This window comes from Cupriavidus sp. MEYA8 (assembly GCF_059278825.1).
The window spans coordinates 50052-68465 of the sequence record NZ_JCAEMD010000003.1 but is presented as its reverse complement, the minus strand read 5'-3'; the positions used below and the strand labels follow the sequence as shown (position 1 = coordinate 68465).

At 62.2% G+C, this 18414-nt stretch carries 16 protein-coding genes and 2 pseudogenes; 12 read left to right on the top strand and 6 right to left on the bottom strand.

Translation table 11 applies throughout. From position 1 onward, the window contains the following. Positions 1-22: 22 nt before the first annotated feature. The 5 genes from AC5WJ1_RS28235 to AC5WJ1_RS28215 all read left to right on the top strand — a co-directional run bounded on the left by AC5WJ1_RS28235 (position 23) and on the right by AC5WJ1_RS28215 (position 3355). On the top strand, positions 23-451 hold the full coding sequence (locus AC5WJ1_RS28235) for a DUF4810 domain-containing protein (RefSeq protein WP_494477264.1): 429 nt from the start codon (positions 23-25) through the stop codon (positions 449-451). Further along, entirely contained in the window at positions 448-1107 is a 660-nt protein-coding gene (locus AC5WJ1_RS28230) for a DUF799 domain-containing protein (RefSeq protein WP_494477263.1), read from the top strand. Before AC5WJ1_RS28235 ends, AC5WJ1_RS28230 begins: the two co-directional genes overlap by 4 nt. A 114-nt stretch (positions 1108-1221) precedes the next feature. After that, positions 1222-1485: a hypothetical protein gene (locus AC5WJ1_RS28225; RefSeq protein WP_494477262.1), complete on the top strand. Its 264-nt coding sequence runs from the start codon at positions 1222-1224 to the stop codon at positions 1483-1485. Positions 1486-2030: 545 nt separating this feature from the next. Further along, positions 2031-2924 carry a DUF746 domain-containing protein gene (locus AC5WJ1_RS28220; RefSeq protein ID WP_494477261.1) on the top strand — a complete coding sequence of 298 codons (894 nt, stop codon included), beginning with the start codon at positions 2031-2033 and terminating at the stop codon, positions 2922-2924. Continuing rightward, positions 2921-3355 carry a hypothetical protein gene (locus AC5WJ1_RS28215; protein ID WP_494477260.1) on the top strand — a complete coding sequence of 145 codons (435 nt, stop codon included), beginning with the start codon at positions 2921-2923 and terminating at the stop codon, positions 3353-3355. The genes AC5WJ1_RS28220 and AC5WJ1_RS28215 overlap by 4 nt, the downstream gene beginning before the upstream one ends. Positions 3356-3571: 216 nt before the next feature. Here AC5WJ1_RS28215 and AC5WJ1_RS28210 read toward each other — a convergent pair whose 3' ends face one another. Together AC5WJ1_RS28210 and AC5WJ1_RS28205 are read right to left on the bottom strand one after the other, a co-directional pair. After that, positions 3572-4702 carry an EAL domain-containing protein gene (locus AC5WJ1_RS28210; protein WP_494477259.1) on the bottom strand — a complete coding sequence of 377 codons (1131 nt, stop codon included), beginning with the start codon at positions 4700-4702 and terminating at the stop codon, positions 3572-3574. Positions 4703-4893: 191 nt separating this feature from the next. Further along, positions 4894-5022: pseudogene (locus tag AC5WJ1_RS28205) on the bottom strand (IS5/IS1182 family transposase); the annotation flags it as partial. A 236-nt stretch (positions 5023-5258) separates the two neighbouring features. Between AC5WJ1_RS28205 and AC5WJ1_RS28200 the strand changes: the two are divergent. Then, positions 5259-5579, top strand: a complete 321-nt coding sequence (locus tag AC5WJ1_RS28200) for a hypothetical protein (protein WP_494477409.1) — start codon at positions 5259-5261, stop codon at positions 5577-5579. Positions 5580-5706: 127 nt separating this feature from the next. Here the strand turns inward: AC5WJ1_RS28200 and AC5WJ1_RS28195 are convergent. The 4 genes and pseudogenes from AC5WJ1_RS28195 to AC5WJ1_RS28180 all read right to left on the bottom strand — a co-directional run bounded on the left by AC5WJ1_RS28195 (position 5707) and on the right by AC5WJ1_RS28180 (position 8490). Then, positions 5707-6725, bottom strand: a pseudogene (locus AC5WJ1_RS28195) (IS30 family transposase). A gap of 87 nt (positions 6726-6812) precedes the next feature. After that, positions 6813-6938 carry a hypothetical protein gene (locus tag AC5WJ1_RS28190; RefSeq protein WP_494477258.1) on the bottom strand — a complete coding sequence of 42 codons (126 nt, stop codon included), beginning with the start codon at positions 6936-6938 and terminating at the stop codon, positions 6813-6815. 20 nt (positions 6939-6958) lie between these two features. Then, positions 6959-8113 (bottom strand): thiolase family protein, encoded by a 1155-nt coding sequence (locus AC5WJ1_RS28185; RefSeq protein WP_494477257.1) that lies wholly within the window; start codon positions 8111-8113, stop codon positions 6959-6961. Continuing rightward, complete coding sequence (locus AC5WJ1_RS28180; RefSeq protein ID WP_494477386.1) at positions 8110-8490, bottom strand: Zn-ribbon domain-containing OB-fold protein; 381 nt, start codon at positions 8488-8490, stop codon at positions 8110-8112. Before AC5WJ1_RS28180 ends, AC5WJ1_RS28185 begins: the two co-directional genes overlap by 4 nt. Positions 8491-8613: 123 nt before the next feature. On the opposite strand from AC5WJ1_RS28180, the gene AC5WJ1_RS28175 reads away from it, so the two are divergent. From AC5WJ1_RS28175 to AC5WJ1_RS28150, 6 genes are all read left to right on the top strand, one after another. Next, positions 8614-9363 (top strand): IclR family transcriptional regulator, encoded by a 750-nt coding sequence (locus AC5WJ1_RS28175; protein ID WP_494477256.1) that lies wholly within the window; start codon positions 8614-8616, stop codon positions 9361-9363. A gap of 162 nt (positions 9364-9525) precedes the next feature. Beyond that, a complete protein-coding gene (locus AC5WJ1_RS28170; RefSeq protein ID WP_494477255.1) occupies positions 9526-11649 on the top strand; it encodes an acetate--CoA ligase family protein in 2124 nt (707 codons plus the stop codon). Continuing rightward, positions 11646-13259 (top strand): acyl-CoA carboxylase subunit beta, encoded by a 1614-nt coding sequence (locus AC5WJ1_RS28165; RefSeq protein WP_494477254.1) that lies wholly within the window; start codon positions 11646-11648, stop codon positions 13257-13259. Before AC5WJ1_RS28170 ends, AC5WJ1_RS28165 begins: the two co-directional genes overlap by 4 nt. Positions 13260-13287: 28 nt before the next feature. Next, complete coding sequence (locus AC5WJ1_RS28160; RefSeq protein WP_494477253.1) at positions 13288-14445, top strand: acyl-CoA dehydrogenase family protein; 1158 nt, start codon at positions 13288-13290, stop codon at positions 14443-14445. A 166-nt stretch (positions 14446-14611) separates the two neighbouring features. Further along, positions 14612-16594, top strand: a complete 1983-nt coding sequence (locus AC5WJ1_RS28155; RefSeq protein ID WP_494477252.1) for an acetyl/propionyl/methylcrotonyl-CoA carboxylase subunit alpha — start codon at positions 14612-14614, stop codon at positions 16592-16594. Beyond that, positions 16591-18390 carry an acyclic terpene utilization AtuA family protein gene (locus AC5WJ1_RS28150; RefSeq protein ID WP_494477251.1) on the top strand — a complete coding sequence of 600 codons (1800 nt, stop codon included), beginning with the start codon at positions 16591-16593 and terminating at the stop codon, positions 18388-18390. The genes AC5WJ1_RS28155 and AC5WJ1_RS28150 overlap by 4 nt, the downstream gene beginning before the upstream one ends. The last annotated feature ends 24 nt before the right edge of the window (positions 18391-18414 follow it).

Here is an 18414-nt window from a genome sequence, read left to right as displayed (position 1 = left end):
CCTCAACCCAACGACAAGAACGATGACGACTAAGGTCACGCTGCGTAGAGCAGGATTCCTGTCCGCGGCCGGCAGCCTCCTGCTCGCCGGCTGCGCAGGTCCCAAGCCCATGTATCAGTGGGAGGGCTATCAGACACAGGTTTACGAGTACTTCAAAGGCGAGTCGAAAGAGGCGCAGATCACCGTGCTCGAGAGCGGCCTCGAGAAGATCAAGGCACAAGGTGGCTCGGCGCCACCGGGCTATCATGCCCAACTCGGCATGCTGTACCTGAATAGCGGCAAGGGTGAACAGATGATCAAGGAGTTCCAGACCGAGAAGACCCTCTTCCCGGAAGCCACACCTTACATGGACTTCCTGCTCAGGAACGTCAAGACTGTTCCCCGAACCGAGATCAAGCCTGACACCAAGGCCGCAGACCAGGCGGGCAACACCGCAGGGGGCAAGAAATGATGCGCCAACTTCTAACTTATGTCGCCACCCTGGGTACGGTCATGCTGTTTGCCGGCTGCGCCGCGCAGAACAAGCAAGTGGATTACGCCGCGTTCAAGGCCAGCCGACCTCGCTCGATTGTCGTGCTGCCGCCGCTGAACGAATCGCCGGACATCAAGGCTACCTACGCGATGCTGTCCCAAGCGACGTACCCGCTGGCCGAATCTGGCTACTACGTACTGCCCGTGGCGCTGGTGGATGAAACCTTCCGTCAGAACGGCCTGACCACACCTGCTGACATTCACGCCGTGGCGCCGGGCAAGCTGCGCGACATCTTCGGCGCGGACGCTGCGCTATATATCACGGTGACGCAGTATGGGTCCAAGTACCAGGTGATCAACAGCACCACGACGGTTGTCGCCAACGCCAAGCTGGTCGACCTGAAAGCCGGCAATGCATTGTGGACTGGGTCGGCCTCCGCCTCCAATCAGAATTCCGGGAACGCGGGCGGTGGCATCGTCGGCGCATTGATCGGCGCTGCGATCGCGCAGGCGATCAGCCACGCGACTGACGCCGGCTATAGCGTCGCCGGGGTTGCCAGCAATCGCCTGCTGTCAGCCGGGCAGCCGGCGGGGATTCTGTACGGGCCACGCTCGCCCAAGTACGAGTCGGACTAGCCCTAGTGAAACCGGGTCGCCTGTGCCCTTGAGCGTGCACCGACCCGGCGGAGCAGGGTCGGTGCACGCGGCCGGTTCCCATTAGCTATGGCATTCAAACGGCAGGTACCTGCCGTGGTCGTCGAAAGCGGTGCGGCGGCGATCCTCTGGTTGATTGCCAATGGCGCGATGATCTTTCCTGTCGAATGCGCCATTGTCCATGTCTGCGTCTCCATCAGCGTGCGGCGCCATCCGAAGTGTCTCCGCGGGCGGCGGCAGACCAGTTCTGCCCATTCTGATCCTCTGATTCCGAGGTGCCATGATGACTTCGAATTGTTCCCGCACGCCGCTGGCAGCCACGCTCCTGCATTACATGAGCCGCCGGCCGAGCCGGGGTAATGTGGCCAACAACCTCACCGAACGCCAGGCGCTCTGTGAGATGACTCGCAGGCGATGAGGCGGGAGGACTTTGGCATGCTCGGCATTGATCTGGAGATCCCCGTGCACAGCGCGCCATGGTGGGTCGGTCTCGGCGTGCTGCTGCTCGGGCTCTATGCGGCCTGGGAGTGGCGAGCCGCCAGTTGGACTGACGCGCATTTGCGTCAGTCCACAGCATTGCCGGCGGTGCTGTCGATCGTTGGGCTGGCTCTTGTCTGGGCCGGACTGACGATGGCGTCGAACGCTGGTGAGTTGCCGACGCGTCCGGCTCGCCGGCCCACATCCGCTGCCGCCAAGGCCACTGCGGCGCCGGACCTGGTGCCCCGAGTTAGCCATCCACCACGCGAGCCCCACCGGGTCGCGCCGCTGGCACGCCACCAACCAAGCCCCAGAGTGCCTGCAAGCGGCGTCCACCACCGCGGGGCGGCGATGGACCGGCCCGCAGTCGATAATGAAATCCTGCAGAATGCCAGAGTCACGTCAATGCGCAAGCCAGGCCTGATCCCATGTCGCGATCCCTTGCACAGAAATCCCCCCGACCCGCCTCGCCGCAACGCCGGCAGTTCGACGCGACGCAGTTCCTGTGCGCCGCTCACCACGACTATCCGGACAGCGAGGACACCGCGCTGACCGCATACCTTGAGCGGCTACTGGATGAGCATCTGTCGTCGCGGCATGAGCCCCTCCCGGAGCGTTGTCCGCAGTGCGGGGCCGCAAAGATCCGCGCCCATTGCAAGCCCAACCGCTTCATGGCGTTACCCAAGCTCCAATGCGTGTTGACAGAAGACCCCAGGCTGCCCCTGTTCCTGGAGTCGATCATTGCGCAAGTCTTTAGCCAGGACGTCACGCCGCCGGTCTGCCCGCATTGCGCGGGCACCCACACCAGACTGACTGCGGCCCGGCCGCCAGGCGGCGCCGCGCCGCAGTTCGGTTGCCACAGCTGCGGGCGCCACTTCACGCGGCTCGTTGGCACGCCGCCGGCGCGCCTGACACGCAAGGATGGCCTGTCGGCGTTCGTCCGGCTGCTCTCGCAGCAGCGCCCGCTGCCTGATGCGATTCGCGAACTCTCGTTGAGCGAGCAAACGGCGTCACCCTGGGTTGAGAAATGCCGTCTGTGGCTGCTGCAGCTGGACCCAAGCGGGGCCTACGAGCAGTTGGTCAAGCTCGGGGTCAAGCCACCTGCGCCAGTCCTGTACTGTCCGCATTGCCGCGAGGAGCGGGAAATGGCGTATCACGGCTACGCTCCAATCACACGCTTCTACCCTATGCACAACGCACGCGACAATTCCGCTGCAACAGCTGCCGGGGATTCACCCGCCTGGCAGGTGCCGCGTTATGCGCGGGCGGCGACGGCCAATAGGCCATCCTCAACACCATTGGGATCACCTTACGTAGCATGAAGCCTGAACGTACCGCGCAAGAATGCGCGGAGATCTTCGTGACCGCCCTGCGCCAGGGCCAGGCGTTGAATCGGCAGGACGTGTTGGAGCAAGGCCTGCTGAGCGGCCACGATGCCGACCGCGCGCTCAAGGCCTTGCGAGCGGCGGGCCGGATTCGGCGCAGCGCCGGCACCGAGCCCCGAGCGGTGCGCTACGAGCTGGCCGACGTCTCGCTAGGTGCACCGCACCCAGCGTCGGTACGGCCAGGCAAGCCGCGTAAGGTCTGCTTTGAAGCGCTGCTGGCGGCCTGGCGCATTCGCGTGCCACCCGCGACGCCCCAGCCGGCCTGGATGACCGGCCATCTTAACGACGCCTTTGTGCAGGAGGAGCGCCGCGAGCTGGCCGCGTTGGCGCAGGAGGGCAAACGAGCGACCCGGCGCCGCACCCGGTAGCGACATCTGCGGCCTGGGTGTAACGTACTTCGGTGCTATTACGATAAGTATCCATATGGCAATAGCATCATGCGTCAGCCAAACTGGTGTGCATTACGCGCCAGACCTCCATCCTCGCGTCGCCACCGGCCGATCCGGCGGGATTTCCCGATGCCGTCTCGCTGGCCGCGTTGCGCGCCTGGTATGAAGGACTGCCAGCCCGCGAGTCACCCCGGATCATACGGGACAATCAACCGGCAGCGGCGACGGCATCGCCAGGTAATAGCCTTGAACGCATCGCGCCCCCGTGCTCCGGGCGCACTGTAGGGCCAACTCATCTTCGACACCCTCTATAACAATATCCCTTGCAAGAGTCTTTGCAAAGTTGACGGCGCTTTGCAGTTGACCCGCGTTCGCACGATTTCTGGCGTTCGCGATGAACTTTTTGTCCAGCTTGATCAGGTCTGCCTTGCCGATCTCGATCGCGGTCTCGATGCTGTAGCCTGCGCCGAAATCGTCGATGGCAATTCGACATCCGAGTCCTTGGATGTGCCGGGCGAAAGCTTGGGCACTGCCCCGGACGCTCGGCGATACTTCAGTAATTTCCAGAACGAGGCGCTTCGCAATGTCGGGACGGGCCGTGAGTTCCAGCATTGTCGATGCCCACCAAAGGTCCTCGACCGCACTCTTCGCGGAGATGTTCACGCCAAGCGTAATCATTGGATCCAACTTCAGCATCCCAATAACGCGCTTGACGGCATAGCGATCGAGGATGCGCACGAGATGCGATTGCTCCAGGAAAGGCACGAATTCCTGGGGACTCATCACACGGCCGCCATCGGCAGAAGGAATTCGCACGAGTGCTTCCTGATAGTGGATCTTTGTGCCCTCAGTACTGTCAATCACCGGTTGGAAAAGGAACGAAGCCGCGTCGTTCATGATGGCTGACAGGGCCCACTCGACACTCGGTGCATTGACGGGTGAAGGCGTAAAGGCCATCGACGTTTTGGGGCAGACCGGCTCCAACGCACCACCTAGAACTGGGGCGCCAACTACCGCTGCATGCAGCGACGCCATGGAGGCGGCATCCCGCGTGCAGGCTAGTCGCCCGCAAAGTCTTGCCATGACCTCTTCGAGATCCTGGTAGTGGAGGTGATCCGGATACGTCCTCTCATACTGAAGGATGCGCGGCAACGCTTGAATCCGGATTTCGCCTCTCGATAGTATCGCGGCCATGCCAAGATCAGCGCAGATGCTCTGTGTATGCCACAGCGTCGCCTCCTCTACTGTCCGAAGCAACGCATCTCCATGGACGCGTTTGAGTTCCGCGCGATTGGCGAACTCAACCACCAGATGTAGGTATCTCATTTCCCTCTCTTGGGAATTCTTCTGTGTAAGCTATCATGGCACCTCCGTCTGAGATTAATTCTGAAAATTCCTGAAATCGTCTTCACATGATTTCGCCATAGCAGCTAAAAGTTCGCGCCGCCATGTGATGTCGGAATAGGCTTTGTTGCATAATCGAGCTTGAAGACAAAGGTCCCGCTGTGAGCTTGAATTCATGCGATACGGACGGAATAAGGGCGGGCGAGCGCCGTCACGCGATTGAGCACGCCCACGCGAATCGCCCCTCGGTCGCCCTGGGGGCCAATCTTGCGTGCCCACAGGCAATTGTCTGTGAGTGTCCTGTCGATCCACATCCTCACGTCACCTCTGGCGACCAGCCCGGTGTTGTATGCGCATCTTTTCGCACGATAAAGTCGAGAATCTACGCAGGTCCAGACAAAGTGGATATGACTCCGCCTGTCAATAGGGATCGGTTTTGGTTATGTTGAGGTGCATGCTGACTGAATTTCCTGAAAGCAACGTAACGGCAGTCCAATGAAGGCCGCGTCGATGATGGCCACCCCTGGAAAGCCTGGGGGTGATCGCTTCGTTCAGCCGGCCGCGCGTGAGCAATGACAACCCTTACGCCGAGTCGCTGTTCCAGACCTGCAAATTTCGGCCGAACTACCAGAGCCAGGCGCTCGTTCCTTCCGCAGCTTCGAGCGGAGCAGTCAGCCACCGCTCGCGTCTGGAGGGGTCGAGGATCGTGTATTGCAAGGATGGGAAACGCACCGGCACTTATCCGAACGTTCAGTTTACGTTTTCGGGCTTCACGTTCAAGCCGATAGCAGCATCGAACAGATACCATGGGCGATTTTCTGGCTTTCTGCCCGAGGTGAGTAACGATGCGTTTAAATAAATGAGACAGAGAGTGCGAGGCTGGCGAATGCACCGAATGACATCGGCGATGCTTGATGAACTTGCGCAGCAATCCAATACGACGATACAGGGGGCGGTTTCAAGTGCGAAGTGCAACACCCTGCAAATTATTGAACAGGCAGCTGGTCTGAGGGATTAGCCAGAACCTGAGCGAGGACTTGCAATGGGTTGTGCCAGTTAAGGGTTTTGCGAGGCCGGGTGTTGAGACTGTCGGCGATGGCATCAAGCTCCTCCTGAGAGTGGACGGACAGGTCGGTGCCCTTGGGCAAGTACTGGCGCAGCAGACCGTTGGTGTTCTCGCAGGAGCCGCGCTGCCAAGGGCTGTGCGGGTCGCAGAAGTACACGCGCACCCCGGTGGCAGCGCTGAGTTCGGCGTGCCGAGCCATCTCACGGCCCTGGTCGTAGGTCAGCGTCTGGCGCAGCGGCGCGACCAGGGATTGCAGCTTGGCGGTGAAGCCCGCCAAGGCCGAAGCAGCAGTAGCGTCGGGCATCTTGACCAGCAGTACAGCACGGCTCATGCGCTCTACTAGCACGCCCACGGCCGATTGGTTGCCCGCGCCCTTGATGAGATCACCCTCCCAGTGCCCGGGCATCAGCCGGTCGTTGACCTCGGGCGGGCGCACATGGATGCTGACCATGTCGGGAATCTGGCCGCGTCGGTCAGTGCCACGTGAGCGTGGGAGGCGCTTGACGCGGCCTTGGCGCAGGCAGGCGATAAGCTGGCGGCGCAGTTCACCTCGCGGATAGGCGTAGATGGCGTTGTAGATGGTCTCGTGGGACACGTTGCGGTCGGGCTCGTCAGGAAAGGCGCGCTTGAGCGTAGCGGAGATTTCCTGGGGCGACCACTTCTGGTCAAGGAAGTGGCGCACCACGCCCCACAGCACGCTATCAGGAGCCGGCTTAGCTGCTGGACGGCTGGCCTTGTGGCGTTGCGTACGGCAAGTTTGCGCGTTCATTGCGTCATAGCCGCCCGGGCGGTGGTATTGCGGCGAAGCTCACGCACCAGTGTCGAAGGCGCGCGGCCAAGCCTGCGAGCCATGGCTCGCAGGCTGACATCTTCTGCCTTCCAAATCTCGATGCGCATGCGTTCTTCGGGTTGAAGTTGTTGGTACTTCGTTCTTGTCATTCACCACACCTTACCGAATGGCAAGGTGTTGCACTTCAGATTTGAGGCCGCCAGCATTCAACGTCGAGGTGGTAGCCGGAACTCAGCTCACATTCGCGTCACCAGCGTTCCTGTTCCATCTTGGCCTTTGCGGTCATCGGGCCATGCATCGTGGAGGAAGGCTCGGACCTCCTGGCGAAACGCCAGTTCGTCCTCGCCATAGCGCAGATGCATGGGATGTCTCCTGACTGGAATTACAAAGTCTCAGATGTGCCAAGCACCACCGTCGCCTGACTGGACAGCTCGCCACCATTGCCGTGCGCAACAGCCAACCGGGCCGAAGGAATCTGGCGCGCGCCGGCCCGACCCATCAGCTGCTCGGTTGCCTCGACCATTGCGAAGAGCCCGTACATGCCAGGGTGGACGCAGGACAGGCCACCGCCGTTTGTGTTGACCGGCAGAGAGCCGCCTGGCGCAATGCGTCCGCCTTCCACAAAGCTGGCACCTTCCCCCTTCTTGCAGAAGCCAAGATCCTCGAGAAACAGCAGCGTGTTGATGGTGAAGGCATCGTAGAGCTGCACCACGTCGATATCCTGTGGCCGCACGCCAGCCTGCCTGAACGCACGCGGGCCGGAGAGGCGCGCTGCGGTACGGGTCAGATCCGGCATGGCGGTAATGTCCCGGTGTTCCGTCGCCGCAGCGGCGCCGAGCAGATACACGGGGTTATGCGTATGGTCCTTGGCACGGTCCGCACGCACCATCACGATCGCCGCCGCGCCATCCGTCACCAGACAGCAGTCACGCACACCCAAGGGATCGGCAACCATCCGTGCGCCCAGGTAGTCATCCATCGTCATCGGATCGCGCATGAACGCGTCGGGGTTGAGCTGTGCCCACTGTCGCGCCGCCAGCGCAACCTCGCCGAGTTGTTCGCGCTTCAAGCCGAATTCGTGCTGGTAGCGTGCCGCTGCCATCGCATACGCGCCAATGGGCCGAGGCAGCCTGTAAGGCGCCTCAAAGGCGTTCTGCCGCATCGACATGACCAGGCCGCCGGCTGCACTCCTCTGGTTGCTGCCGTAGGCAATCAGCGCCACATTGCACTGGCCGGTCGCCAGCGCCAGCGCGGCCCACATCGCATGCGTCATGAATGCGGAGCCGCCCGTCCGGTTGTTTTCCGTAATGCGTGGCGAAATTCCAAGGTACTCGGCCAGGCCGAGGCCAGACATGAAGTCATCTGGCAAGGCAACGAACAGCCCGTCGACATCCTGCGGCGTCAGCCCGACCTGGTCGAGCGCCTTGAGACTGGCCCCGACCGCCAGCTCCATGGAACTCAGTCCGGGTGCTGCACCCATGCCATGCGTTGCCGCGGCCACAATAGCGGCTTCGCCGCGCGGGAATCGGTCGATCATTGCGTGTCCTCCTCAACAGGGTCAAATACCAGCAAGGGCTTGCCGTCGATCTCGGCGACGCGGGCACGCACCCGCATGCCAATGCGCACGGCGTCCGGGTCGATGCCTTCCACCCTGCTCATCAGGCGGGGACCTTCCGCGAGTTCAATCAGCGCTACGTTGTAGTTTGGTTGTGGTGGCTTGGTGCGAACCGTGGTCGTCGAATAGACCACGCCATGCCCGGAGGCGGCGACCCACTCGAGGTCGCGGTGGCCCGTTCGCGGCGCTGCCACGCGCGGAAAGAACACATACTCGCCGCTGCTTCGCGACTGCTGCAGCATGAATCGCCCCTGCGCAAGGAAGGCGCAGAATTCCTCTTCCAATCGGTTTCCCGTCATATCGATCTCACAATGGCCGTTGACCTTCGGAGATTTCATGACACGCCCGGTGATTTACCAATCAGAAAGCCCTTGAATGTCTATAATGTGGACAAAATTTTTATTGAATAGCGACCGGTACACATGGCACCTTCCGAATCAACGGCTTCCGGCGTCCAAAGCCTGGAGCGAGCGTTTTCCTTGCTGTCACTGTTGGCCGACCATCACGTCAGTGGCATGTCGCTGCGCCAGCTTGTGCAGTTCTCCGGCTTGAGTCGGCCCACGGCATACCGCATGATCGCTTTTCTGCAACGGCTTCATTACGTGGAGCACGATCCCGCGTCGCGCATCTACCGCTTGGGCACGGCTGCCATGTTCCTGGGCTTGCACACGATGTCACGCCCTCCATTGGTTCAAGCCCACCTTCATACGATGCGGCGCCTGGCACGAAGAACCGGCGAAGGTGTCTTCCTTGTCGTCGGCATTGGCGACTACAGTTACAACCTGCATATGGAGCAGAATGCACCGCAAGACCCTGACCTGGCGCGCCTGGTGGGCGACACGCGCCTGCTGGGATTGGGCATTGGCAGCCTGACGCTGTTGTCCCGCCTGACCAATACCGAGATCCGACAGCATTACGCACGTCATGAGGTGGAATACAAGGCCAATGGCCTGAGTGTCGTACGCATCCTCACCGGTGTTGAGCGCAGCCGGAACCTGGGCTACACGCTTGCCGCAGGATTTGGTGTGGCAGGTGCCGGATACGCCTTTAAGGTACCTTCCGGTTACGCGGCAATCAGCATCGTTTCCCCCAAGGCGCGCATGCCCTTGGCGCGACGGCACGAAGTCGCTTCGCTGATCGTGGAAGAAGTGAATGCTGGATACACGAACTGAGGGCATGACCGCACCTGCCCTGCCCTCGTAGCTGCCCTCGTACTGCCGCTAGTATTGCCCCTAGTACCGCTCACATCGTGGACAAAACACGACTCCACGATTGCTGTTGCGCGGACTTTCGCATGAAATCTCCTGGACACCGGACACATAACAGGAGACACCATGCCGGCAACGCCGCATCGGCTTGAGACCACACTAAACCCGTCCTCGATCGCTATCCTGGGTGCCTCGGGCAACCCGGACCGCATCGGGGGCATCGCGCTCGATCACCTTACCCGGCTTGGTTTTGCCGGGCAGGTATTTCCCGTCAATCCCAAGTACACGGAGCTCGCTGGACGTCAGTGCTATCCGGACTTGGAGTCATTGCCAAGCGCGCCGGATGTCGCCGTGCTCGCCCTACCGGCCGACGATGTTTTGCCCATGCTGGAACGCTGTCATGCAAAGGGCATTCCCGCTGCCATCGTCTACGCTGCCGGCTACGCCGAGGTCGGCGGCGAAGGTGCCGTGCGCCAGCAGGAGCTGGTGGCTTTTTCTCAGCGCACCGGCATGCAAATCATCGGCCCCAACTGCATGGGCCTGGCGCATCTGGGGACCCGGGCCATTACGTCTTTTGTCCCCACCTTCAGGGCATTTCCGCCGGATGGCGAACCTGGCCGCGTAAGCCTGGTCACGCAAAGCGGCAGCATGTGCTCGGACATCTACGTGACTGGATGGAAGATGAACATGCGTTTCCGCCACTTCATCAATACCGGCAACGAGGCCTGCGTCGAGTTTTCCGATTACCTGGACTACCTCGTCGATGACGAGTGCACGGAAGCCATCGCCGGCTACGTGGAAGGATTGCGCGACGGCGAGAAGTTCATCTCTGCTGCAACGCGGCTGCGGGAGGCTCACAAGCCGCTGGCGCTGCTCAAGGCCGGGGAAAGCGAACGCGGCTCGGAGGTAACCCAGTCCCACACCGCTGCTCTCGCGGGCAACCGCGCCATCTATAGGGCCGCCTTCGCCCAGCTGGGTGTCATGCAAGCCAGGCACACCATGCATCTCGCGGATCTGGCCTACCTTTCGCAATTCCAACGAGGAAAGCGTGTCGGATCACGCGTCGTGGTCGCCTCGATCTCAGGTGCAATGGGCGCCGTCACTGCTGACTTGCTGAGCGCACAGGGCCTGCGCCTCCCGGATCTGTCGCGTGCCTGCCAGGACAAGCTGCTAGCCAGCGTGCCCGGCATCGCCATGGTCTGCAATCCGGTGGACATGACCGGCCAGCTGTTCAGCCGCGACCGCCTGGCCAGCGAGGTCTTGCAGACGATGCTGGCAGACGATGTCGCCGACATCCTCCTCGTGTTCGCCACAGGTTCGCTCTTTGAGCGCATCGCCCCCGAGCTCATCGAGGTGGCCGCACAAACCGACTGCCTGGTGGCCGTTATCGCTACCTCCGGCACTGCCGAGACCACGTGCCGGTTGGAAGCGGCAGGTATTCCTGTTTTTCCCGATGCAGCACGGGCAAGCGAGGCACTCGGCACCACGGTGCGCTGGGCTGAGGGCGCTGCGCGGACCGCCCATTGGAGCGCGCTGCGCCGGGCGTCGTCCGCTGCCGAGGTAACCGTATCCGTGCCCCCAGTGCGGGCGGACGAGGATCAGGTCAAGCGGTGGCTCGCTCAGTTCGGGGTGCCGGTCGGCCGGGCCGAAGTTGCAAACGACGCGACGCACGCGAAGGCCGTTGCCGAGCGCCTGGGTGGCCCGCTCGCCATGAAGATTCTGAGTCCCGACATCGCACACAAGACCGAGGTAGGTGGTGTGCGCCTGAACCTTGGTTGCGAAGCTGTAGCGCAGGCAGCTCAAGACATGCTCGCCACGGTATCCGCTGCTGCGCCGAACGCAGAGTTGCGAGGTCTATTACTACAGCCCATGGAGCAAGGCGTATGTGAACTGATCATTGGCGTCACCCGGGATCCGGTGTTCGGCCTCACCATGACCGTCGGGCTGGGAGGCATCATGACAGAACTGTTCAAGGATGTGACACACCGCCTCCTGCCGGTGGACGCCACGATGGCACGCGAAATGTTGCAAGAACTGCGTGCCTATCCGCTGATGCAAGGCTTCCGGGGCAAGCCGGTGGCCGACATCGAAGCCGTTGCGCAAGCCATCGCTGCTGTCTCCAATGCGGCCATGGCGGCAGGCCCCAACCTCACCGAACTGGAAATCAACCCGATGCTGGCGAAAGCGCAGGGCCAGGGCGCCGTGGCCCTGGACGCCCTCCTGACTTTCCGCGAGGAGTCCACGTCATGACACCCATTGAATCGCGCATTGACACATCCCATGCAACATTCTCGGACCAGCGGCGCAGCCTGTTGGCCCTGACCGAGCGCCTGCGCAAGCTCGAGCAGCGAACCCGGGAGGCTTCATCCAAGGCCAAGGCCGTTTTCGACAAGCGCGGCGCACTGCTCCCGCGCGAGCGCGTTGCGCGGCTGCTCGATCCGGGGGTCCCCTTCCTGGAAATTGGCAATCTGGCGGGCTACTGCACGGAAGGCGCCGATCCGGAGACCTCGGTCCCGGGTGGCGGGCAGATCGTCGGTATCGGCTTTGTATCCGGGGTACGTTGCATGGTGGTCGCCTCGGATTCCGCCATCAACGCAGGAGCCTATGTCGACGCGGGCAGCAGGAAGGTGCTCCGTGCCCAAGAAATTGCCGTGCAAAACCGACTGCCCTTCATCCATCTGGTGGAGTCCGCCGGCGCCAATCTGCGTGCCTATCGCGTGGAGCGCTTTATCCGCGGCGGCGGGCTGTTCTATAACCTGGCGCGGTTGTCCGCAGCCGGACTGCCTGTGATCACCGTGGTGCACGGCTCGTCGACGGCTGGCGGCGCGTATATGCCCGGGCTATCGGACTATGTGGTGATGGTACGCCAGCGCGCGCGCGCATTCCTTGCGGGCCCGCCCCTCTTGAAGGCCGCAACCGGCGAGATTGCCAGCGATGAGGAGTTGGGTGGCGCCGATATGCACGCCCAGATCAGCGGGCTCGCAGAGTATGTCGGCGAAGATGATGCCCACGCCATCGCAATTGCCCGCGATATTGTGGCAGCACTGGACTGGCAAGAGCCTCACCCGACGCCGGCGGGCAAGCCGCCTGCGCTCGACCCGGACGAACTCGCTGGTGTGATGCCGCTCGATGTCAAGAAGCCCGTCGACATGCGGGAGGTGATCGGCCGCATCGTTGATGAATCGGCCTGGCTCCCGTTCAAACCGGACTACGGTATGGCGACGCTGTGCGGACACGCTCGCATCGAAGGACAAGCCGTAGGCATCATCACCAATAATGGCCCGATCGATCCGGCCGGCGCGACCAAGGCGGCGCAGTTTATCCAGCTCTGCAATCAGTCAGCGACACCCATCATCTTCATGCAGAACACGACCGGTTTCATCGTCGGACGCATGTCCGAAGAAGCGGGGATGATCAAGCATGGGTCCAAGATGATCCAGGCGCTTTCCAATTCCCGCGTCCCGCACATCACACTGTATTGCGGCGCCTCCTTTGGTGCAGGCAACTACGGCATGTGTGGACAGTCCTTCCGGCCGCGCTTCAGCTTCTCCTGGCCCAACGCCAAGACGGCCGTCATGGGAGGAGAGCAGGCTGCCACGACCATGGAAATCGTCGCCCGCCAGCAGGCCGAACGTAAAGGCCGCCCGGTCGATGAGGGGGCGCTGGCCAGGCAGAAAGAGGAAATCATGGCCAATTTCGATCGACAGGCCAGCGCCTTCATTACCAGCGGCCTGATGCTGGACGACGGAATGATCGACCCACGCGACACCCGCGCCGTCCTGGCATTCGTGCTGGCCACGGCGCGCGAAGGCGAGCGCCGCCAGACCAACCCCGTCCAGTTCGGCGTGGCCCGTTTCTGATCAAAGATACATTTCCAGGACAAGCAAAATGTACAGCGAAGAACACCGTAGCATCATGCAGAGCATCCGCCGCTTCCTGTCGAGCGAAGTGGATCCGTTTATCGATGAATGGGAAGCCGCCGAAATTTTCCCGGCCCATGAGTTGTTCAAGAAGATGGGCAATCTCGGCTTTCTAGGCATCAACAAGCCCACAGAATACGGCGGCCTGGGTCTCGACTTTTCCTACGGAATCGCTGCCGGTGAGGCGATGGGCTATGTTCGTGCCCAGGGCGTAAGCATGGGCGCGGGCGTGCAGACCGACATGGCCACGCCAGCCCTGACCAACTTTGGTTCCGACGAACTCAAGCGCGAATTTCTGGCTCCCGCCATTGCAGGTGACGTCGTGGTATCCATCGGCGTGTCGGAACAGGGCGCGGGCTCTGACGTAGCCTCGCTAAAGACTCGTGCAAGGCGCGATGGCGACGACTATGTGATCTCCGGCTCCAAGATGTGGATTACCAATGGCACCCAGGCGGACTGGATCTGCCTGCTGTGCAACACCTCGGACGGACCTTCCCACAAGAACAAGTCCCTGATCATTGTCCCCCTCAAGGAGGGCGGAAAGCGGACCAGGGGCGTCGAGGTCCAGAAGATCAAGAAATTCGGCATGTGGTGCTCCGACACCGCCCAGATCTTCTTTGACGAGGTGCGTGTCCCGGTGCGCCACCGCATTGGCGAGGAAGGCATGGGCTTCATCTATCAGATGAAGCAATTCCAGGAAGAACGCCTTGGTGCTGCCGCTCGCCGTCTGGCTGCCATTCAACTCATCGACGAGACCGCCGAATACCTGCGCCAGCGCAAGGCGTTTGGCAAGCCGCTGCTGGACAACCAGTTCATTCAGTTCAAGCTCGCCGAACTCAAGACCGAGCTGGAAGCCCTGCGTGGACTGATCTATATGGCTACGGAAACCTACATCAACGGTGGCGACGTCGTGGAGCTCGCATCGATGGCCAAGCTCAAGGCCGGCAGGCTTTCCCGGGAGATCGCCGATTGGTGCATGCAGTTCCAGGGCGGCATGGGGTACACGTGGGACAACCCGGTCTCGCGCGCATACCGCGACTTCCGTCTTGGCTCTATCGGCGGCGGTGCCGACGAAGTGATGATGCAGGTCATCGCGAAACAAATGGGCCTGATGAGCTCGCGCTGAGACAAGGTACCTGCGCCATGAAATCCTCGAGCCAAACCGGTTTGCCGGGCGTGCGTCGTCTGCACGACGTGCTGCCCCAGCCAGGTGCCGCCACCAAAGCTGCCGCATCCCATGTCACGTCGTGCGGTGACGCTTCCCATCAAGTGCACAGCATGGAGAACGAACGATGAGCGCTCAAGCCAGGCCATTCCATACCCTGCTCGTCGCGAACCGCGGCGAAATCGCGATTCGTGTCATGCGCACGGCGCGTCACCTCGGACTGCGTACCGTGGCGATCTATTCGGAGGCGGATCGCACCAGCCCCCATGTAATCGAAGCGGACACAGCTGTCTGCGTGGGTCCCGCCGCCCCCAGAGAGTCCTATCTGAACATCGAAGCCATCCTGCACGCCGCGCGATGTGCCGGCGCGGACGCCGTGCACCCGGGCTACGGCTTTCTTGCCGAGAACGAGGACTTTGCAGAAGCGGTCGCCCGCGCTGGACTGGTGTTTGTCGGCCCGAGCCCCGAAGCGATCCGCGCGATGGGTAACAAGGCCGAAGCGAAGCGCTTGATGATGGCCGCAGGTATGCCTTGCGTGCCTGGCTATCAAGGGGAGGACCAGAGCGATGCCACCCTCTGCGCGGCGGCTCGCGATATCGGGTTTCCCATCATGGTCAAAGCCACGGCCGGCGGTGGCGGGCGCGGCATGCGCCTGGTGCATGACGCGTCGGATCTGCCTGCCGCCCTGGCCAGCGCACGTTCCGAAGCGCTCACAGCCTTCGGCTCCGACGAACTGATTCTGGAGCGCGCCGTACTCGAGCCGCGCCACATCGAGATTCAGATCCTCGCCGATCACCGCGGCCATGCCATTCATCTGGGCGAGCGCGATTGTTCGGTGCAACGCCGACACCAGAAACTGATCGAAGAGGCGCCTTCCCCTGCCGTCAGCCCGGAACTGCGCGAAGACATGGGCCTCGCAGCAACCAGGGCGGCTCGCACGATTGGCTATGTGGGGGCCGGCACCATGGAGTTCCTGCTGGACCGCTCCGGCAACTTCTATTTCATGGAGATGAACACGCGCCTCCAGGTCGAACACGCCGTGACCGAAGCCATTACCGGCCTGGATCTCGTGGAATGGCAGCTGCGTGTAGCAGCCGGTGAACCCCTGCCCTTTAGTCAGGCCTCGATCGCGTTTGATGGCCACGCGATCGAAGTACGTCTGACCGCCGAAGATGTTGCCGCCGGCTTCCTGCCACAGAGTGGACCGGTGCTGCGCTGGCGGCCTCCGGGCGACAGGTACGACGTGCGTGTCGATCACGGGCTTCGGGAGGGCGGTAGCATACCGCCGCACTATGACTCGATGGTGGCCAAGCTGGTCGCGCATGGACGCACACGTGAAGAGGCACGCCGCAAGCTGCATAGCGCAGTGCAAGATTGCGTGCTGCTGGGCGTGGCAAGCAACCAGGGCTTCCTCGCCGATTGCCTGGCCCACCCGACCTTTGTTCGTGGCGAAGCTCACACCGGATTCATCGCCCAGCATATGGGCGAGGCGCTTGCCACCGCTTGTCCCGATGCCACCATAGTGGCCATCGCCGCGCTATGCGAGGCCAAGCTGCCGGAGCGCGAGGCAGCCCGCCTGAGCCACACAGTATCGGGCGTGGATCTGGAACTCGGCAAGCATCGCTGGCGCGTCGAACTGGAACCGGGAAACAATGGCATCGCGGCCACTGTCTGGCAAGGCGCTCAGCCACAAGCCAGGCAACTGGCGATCGTGCAGGCACAGGCAGACGGCGTTTGCTGGATCGAGTGCGACGGCGTGGTGCACCGCGTGGTCCAGGCCCGGGACACCAATGGCATCCACATCTTCGTCCAGGGCCGAACCTGGCGCTTCCGGCCAGTTGACCCTCGCCGGGTCCGCGTCAAGGAAGGCGGCAGCGGTGCCGTGACTGCTCCCCTTACCGGCCGTATCGCAGCCATCAACGTCGCTGTCGGCGACGTGGTCGAGGCCGGGCAAGCCCTGGTAGTCATGGAAGCCATGAAGATGGAGCACACCCTGACCGCGCCGTTTGCTGGTCAGGTCACGGAACTGTCGGGACAGGTAGGTGGACTGGCACGAGCTGGCGGCAAGCTGGTCCATGTACAGGCTATCTCCGAGGAGCACCCAGCATGAGCACCACACGTAACGTACGCATAGGTGGCGCCTCCGGCTTCTGGGGGGATTCAGCCACTGCGACACCGCAGCTGCTCGCCGTGCCAGGTTTGCAATACCTGGTCTACGATTACCTGGCCGAAACGACGATGTCGATCATGTCGCGTGCGCGAGCCAAGAATCCGGACCTTGGCTACGCCACCGACTTCGTCCATGCGGCCATGGCGCCGTATCTGGCAGAGATCCTCAGGCGCGGGATACGGGTGGTGGCAAACGCAGGCGGGCTTAATCCGCAGGCCTGCTGTGATGCCCTGCTTGCGGTTGCCGAACGGCAAGGTCTTCGACCAAAGATCGCGGTGGTGGACGGCGACGACATCATGGCGTCAATTCCCCGCTGGGGTGCACAGGGCCTCAAGGATATGCATACCCAGGAAGCGCCTCCTGAGCACCTGATGTCGGCCAACGCCTATGTCGGCGCTCAGGGCATCGCCCGTGCCCTGTCCTGGGGCGCGGACATTGTGATTACCGGCCGCTGTGTCGATAGCGCCGTTGTCGTCGCGCCGCTGGTCCATGAGTTCAATTGGTCCTGGAGCGACTGGGACCGGCTGGCCAGCGCAACGCTCGCGGGTCACGTGATCGAATGCGGCGCCCAGGCTACGGGAGGACTGTTCACGGATTGGCAGCTCGTGAAGCACTGGGACCGCATGGGCTACCCCGTGATCGACTGTGCCGATGACGGCAGCTTCGTACTTTCCAAGCCAGAGGGTACTGGCGGGTTAATTCACCGGGCTGCCGTCGCCGAGCAGATCCTGTATGAAGTAGGCGACCCTGGCGCATATCTGATGCCCGATGTCACCTGTGACTTCCGGCAGGTTCGCACTGAGGCATTGGACGCACACCATGTGCGTGTCAGCGGCGCGCGCGGCCGCCCACCTGGTACGCATTACAAGTGCAATGGAACGTGGCTCGACGGCCATCAGATTGCGCTGGCACTGGCGATTCGCGGCATCGATGCGCCCGAGAAAGCAAAACGCACGGCTGAAGCGTTGCTGGCGCGCACCCGCCGCATGATGGCCGACAAGGGTTACCAGGATTACAGCGAAACAAGCATTGAGCTCATTGGCTGTGAGGCCCTTTACGGAGCGGACGCACGTGCACTACCCACGCGTGAAGTCCTGCTACGCCTGGCGGCGCGTCATCCCGAGCCAAAGGCGCTATTGTTTCTTCAGCGCGAATGCGCTTCATGCGGGACATCGATGGCGGCTGGCACGCGTGCCACGTTGTTCGGTCGGGCCGACGTCCAGCAGGTGGTGAAGGTATTTTCTTTCCTCGTACCAAAAGAGGAAGTTCCGTTGACCGTCCGCATGGGCAACCGCGAAGAACGGATTGCAGTCGCCTCGCTGGTCGGAGAGAACACGCTCCCCCTGCCCTTGCCAATCTCTGCCGATCACCGGGAATCGCCGGCCGGCCCAAAAGCCAACGTGCCTTTGATTGCCTTGGCCTGGGCGCGCAGCGGTGACAAGGGGGATGACGAGAACATCGGCGTCATTGCGCGCGACCCCCGATTCTTGCCACTTCTCCGGGCCCAACTGACTCCGGAGGCTGTACGGCAGTGGTTTTCGCACCTCGTTCAGGGCGAAGTGGAGTGCTACGAGGTCCCTGGTCTCAACGCGCTGAACTTCATACTGCATCAGGCATTGGGGGGCGGAGGATCTGCCAGCCTTCGGTCCGATCCGCTAGGCAAGAGCTTTGCCCAGATGCTGCTTGATTTCCCACTTACCGTGCCGGCGGACTGGGCGACCGAACCGAATCGGTAACCAATTCCCTGCCAATACAATTAA

Coding starts and splice junctions, on each gene's coding strand:
- AC5WJ1_RS28150 (WP_494477251.1), top strand. CDS start 16,591: ATGAGCACCACACGTAACGTACGCATAGGTGGCGCCTCCGGCTTCTGG.
- AC5WJ1_RS28165 (WP_494477254.1), top strand. CDS start 11,646: ATGACACCCATTGAATCGCGCATTGACACATCCCATGCAACATTCTCG.
- AC5WJ1_RS28215 (WP_494477260.1), top strand. CDS start 2,921: ATGAAGCCTGAACGTACCGCGCAAGAATGCGCGGAGATCTTCGTGACC.
- AC5WJ1_RS28235 (WP_494477264.1), top strand. CDS start 23: ATGACGACTAAGGTCACGCTGCGTAGAGCAGGATTCCTGTCCGCGGCC.
- AC5WJ1_RS28155 (WP_494477252.1), top strand. CDS start 14,612: ATGAGCGCTCAAGCCAGGCCATTCCATACCCTGCTCGTCGCGAACCGC.
- AC5WJ1_RS28185 (WP_494477257.1), bottom strand. CDS start 8,113: ATGATCGACCGATTCCCGCGCGGCGAAGCCGCTATTGTGGCCGCGGCA.
- AC5WJ1_RS28220 (WP_494477261.1), top strand. CDS start 2,031: ATGTCGCGATCCCTTGCACAGAAATCCCCCCGACCCGCCTCGCCGCAA.
- AC5WJ1_RS28180 (WP_494477386.1), bottom strand. CDS start 8,490: ATGACGGGAAACCGATTGGAAGAGGAATTCTGCGCCTTCCTTGCGCAG.
- AC5WJ1_RS28175 (WP_494477256.1), top strand. CDS start 8,614: ATGGCACCTTCCGAATCAACGGCTTCCGGCGTCCAAAGCCTGGAGCGA.
- AC5WJ1_RS28160 (WP_494477253.1), top strand. CDS start 13,288: ATGTACAGCGAAGAACACCGTAGCATCATGCAGAGCATCCGCCGCTTC.
- AC5WJ1_RS28230 (WP_494477263.1), top strand. CDS start 448: ATGATGCGCCAACTTCTAACTTATGTCGCCACCCTGGGTACGGTCATG.
- AC5WJ1_RS28170 (WP_494477255.1), top strand. CDS start 9,526: ATGCCGGCAACGCCGCATCGGCTTGAGACCACACTAAACCCGTCCTCG.
- AC5WJ1_RS28210 (WP_494477259.1), bottom strand. CDS start 4,702: ATGAGATACCTACATCTGGTGGTTGAGTTCGCCAATCGCGCGGAACTC.
- AC5WJ1_RS28190 (WP_494477258.1), bottom strand. CDS start 6,938: ATGCATCTGCGCTATGGCGAGGACGAACTGGCGTTTCGCCAGGAGGTC.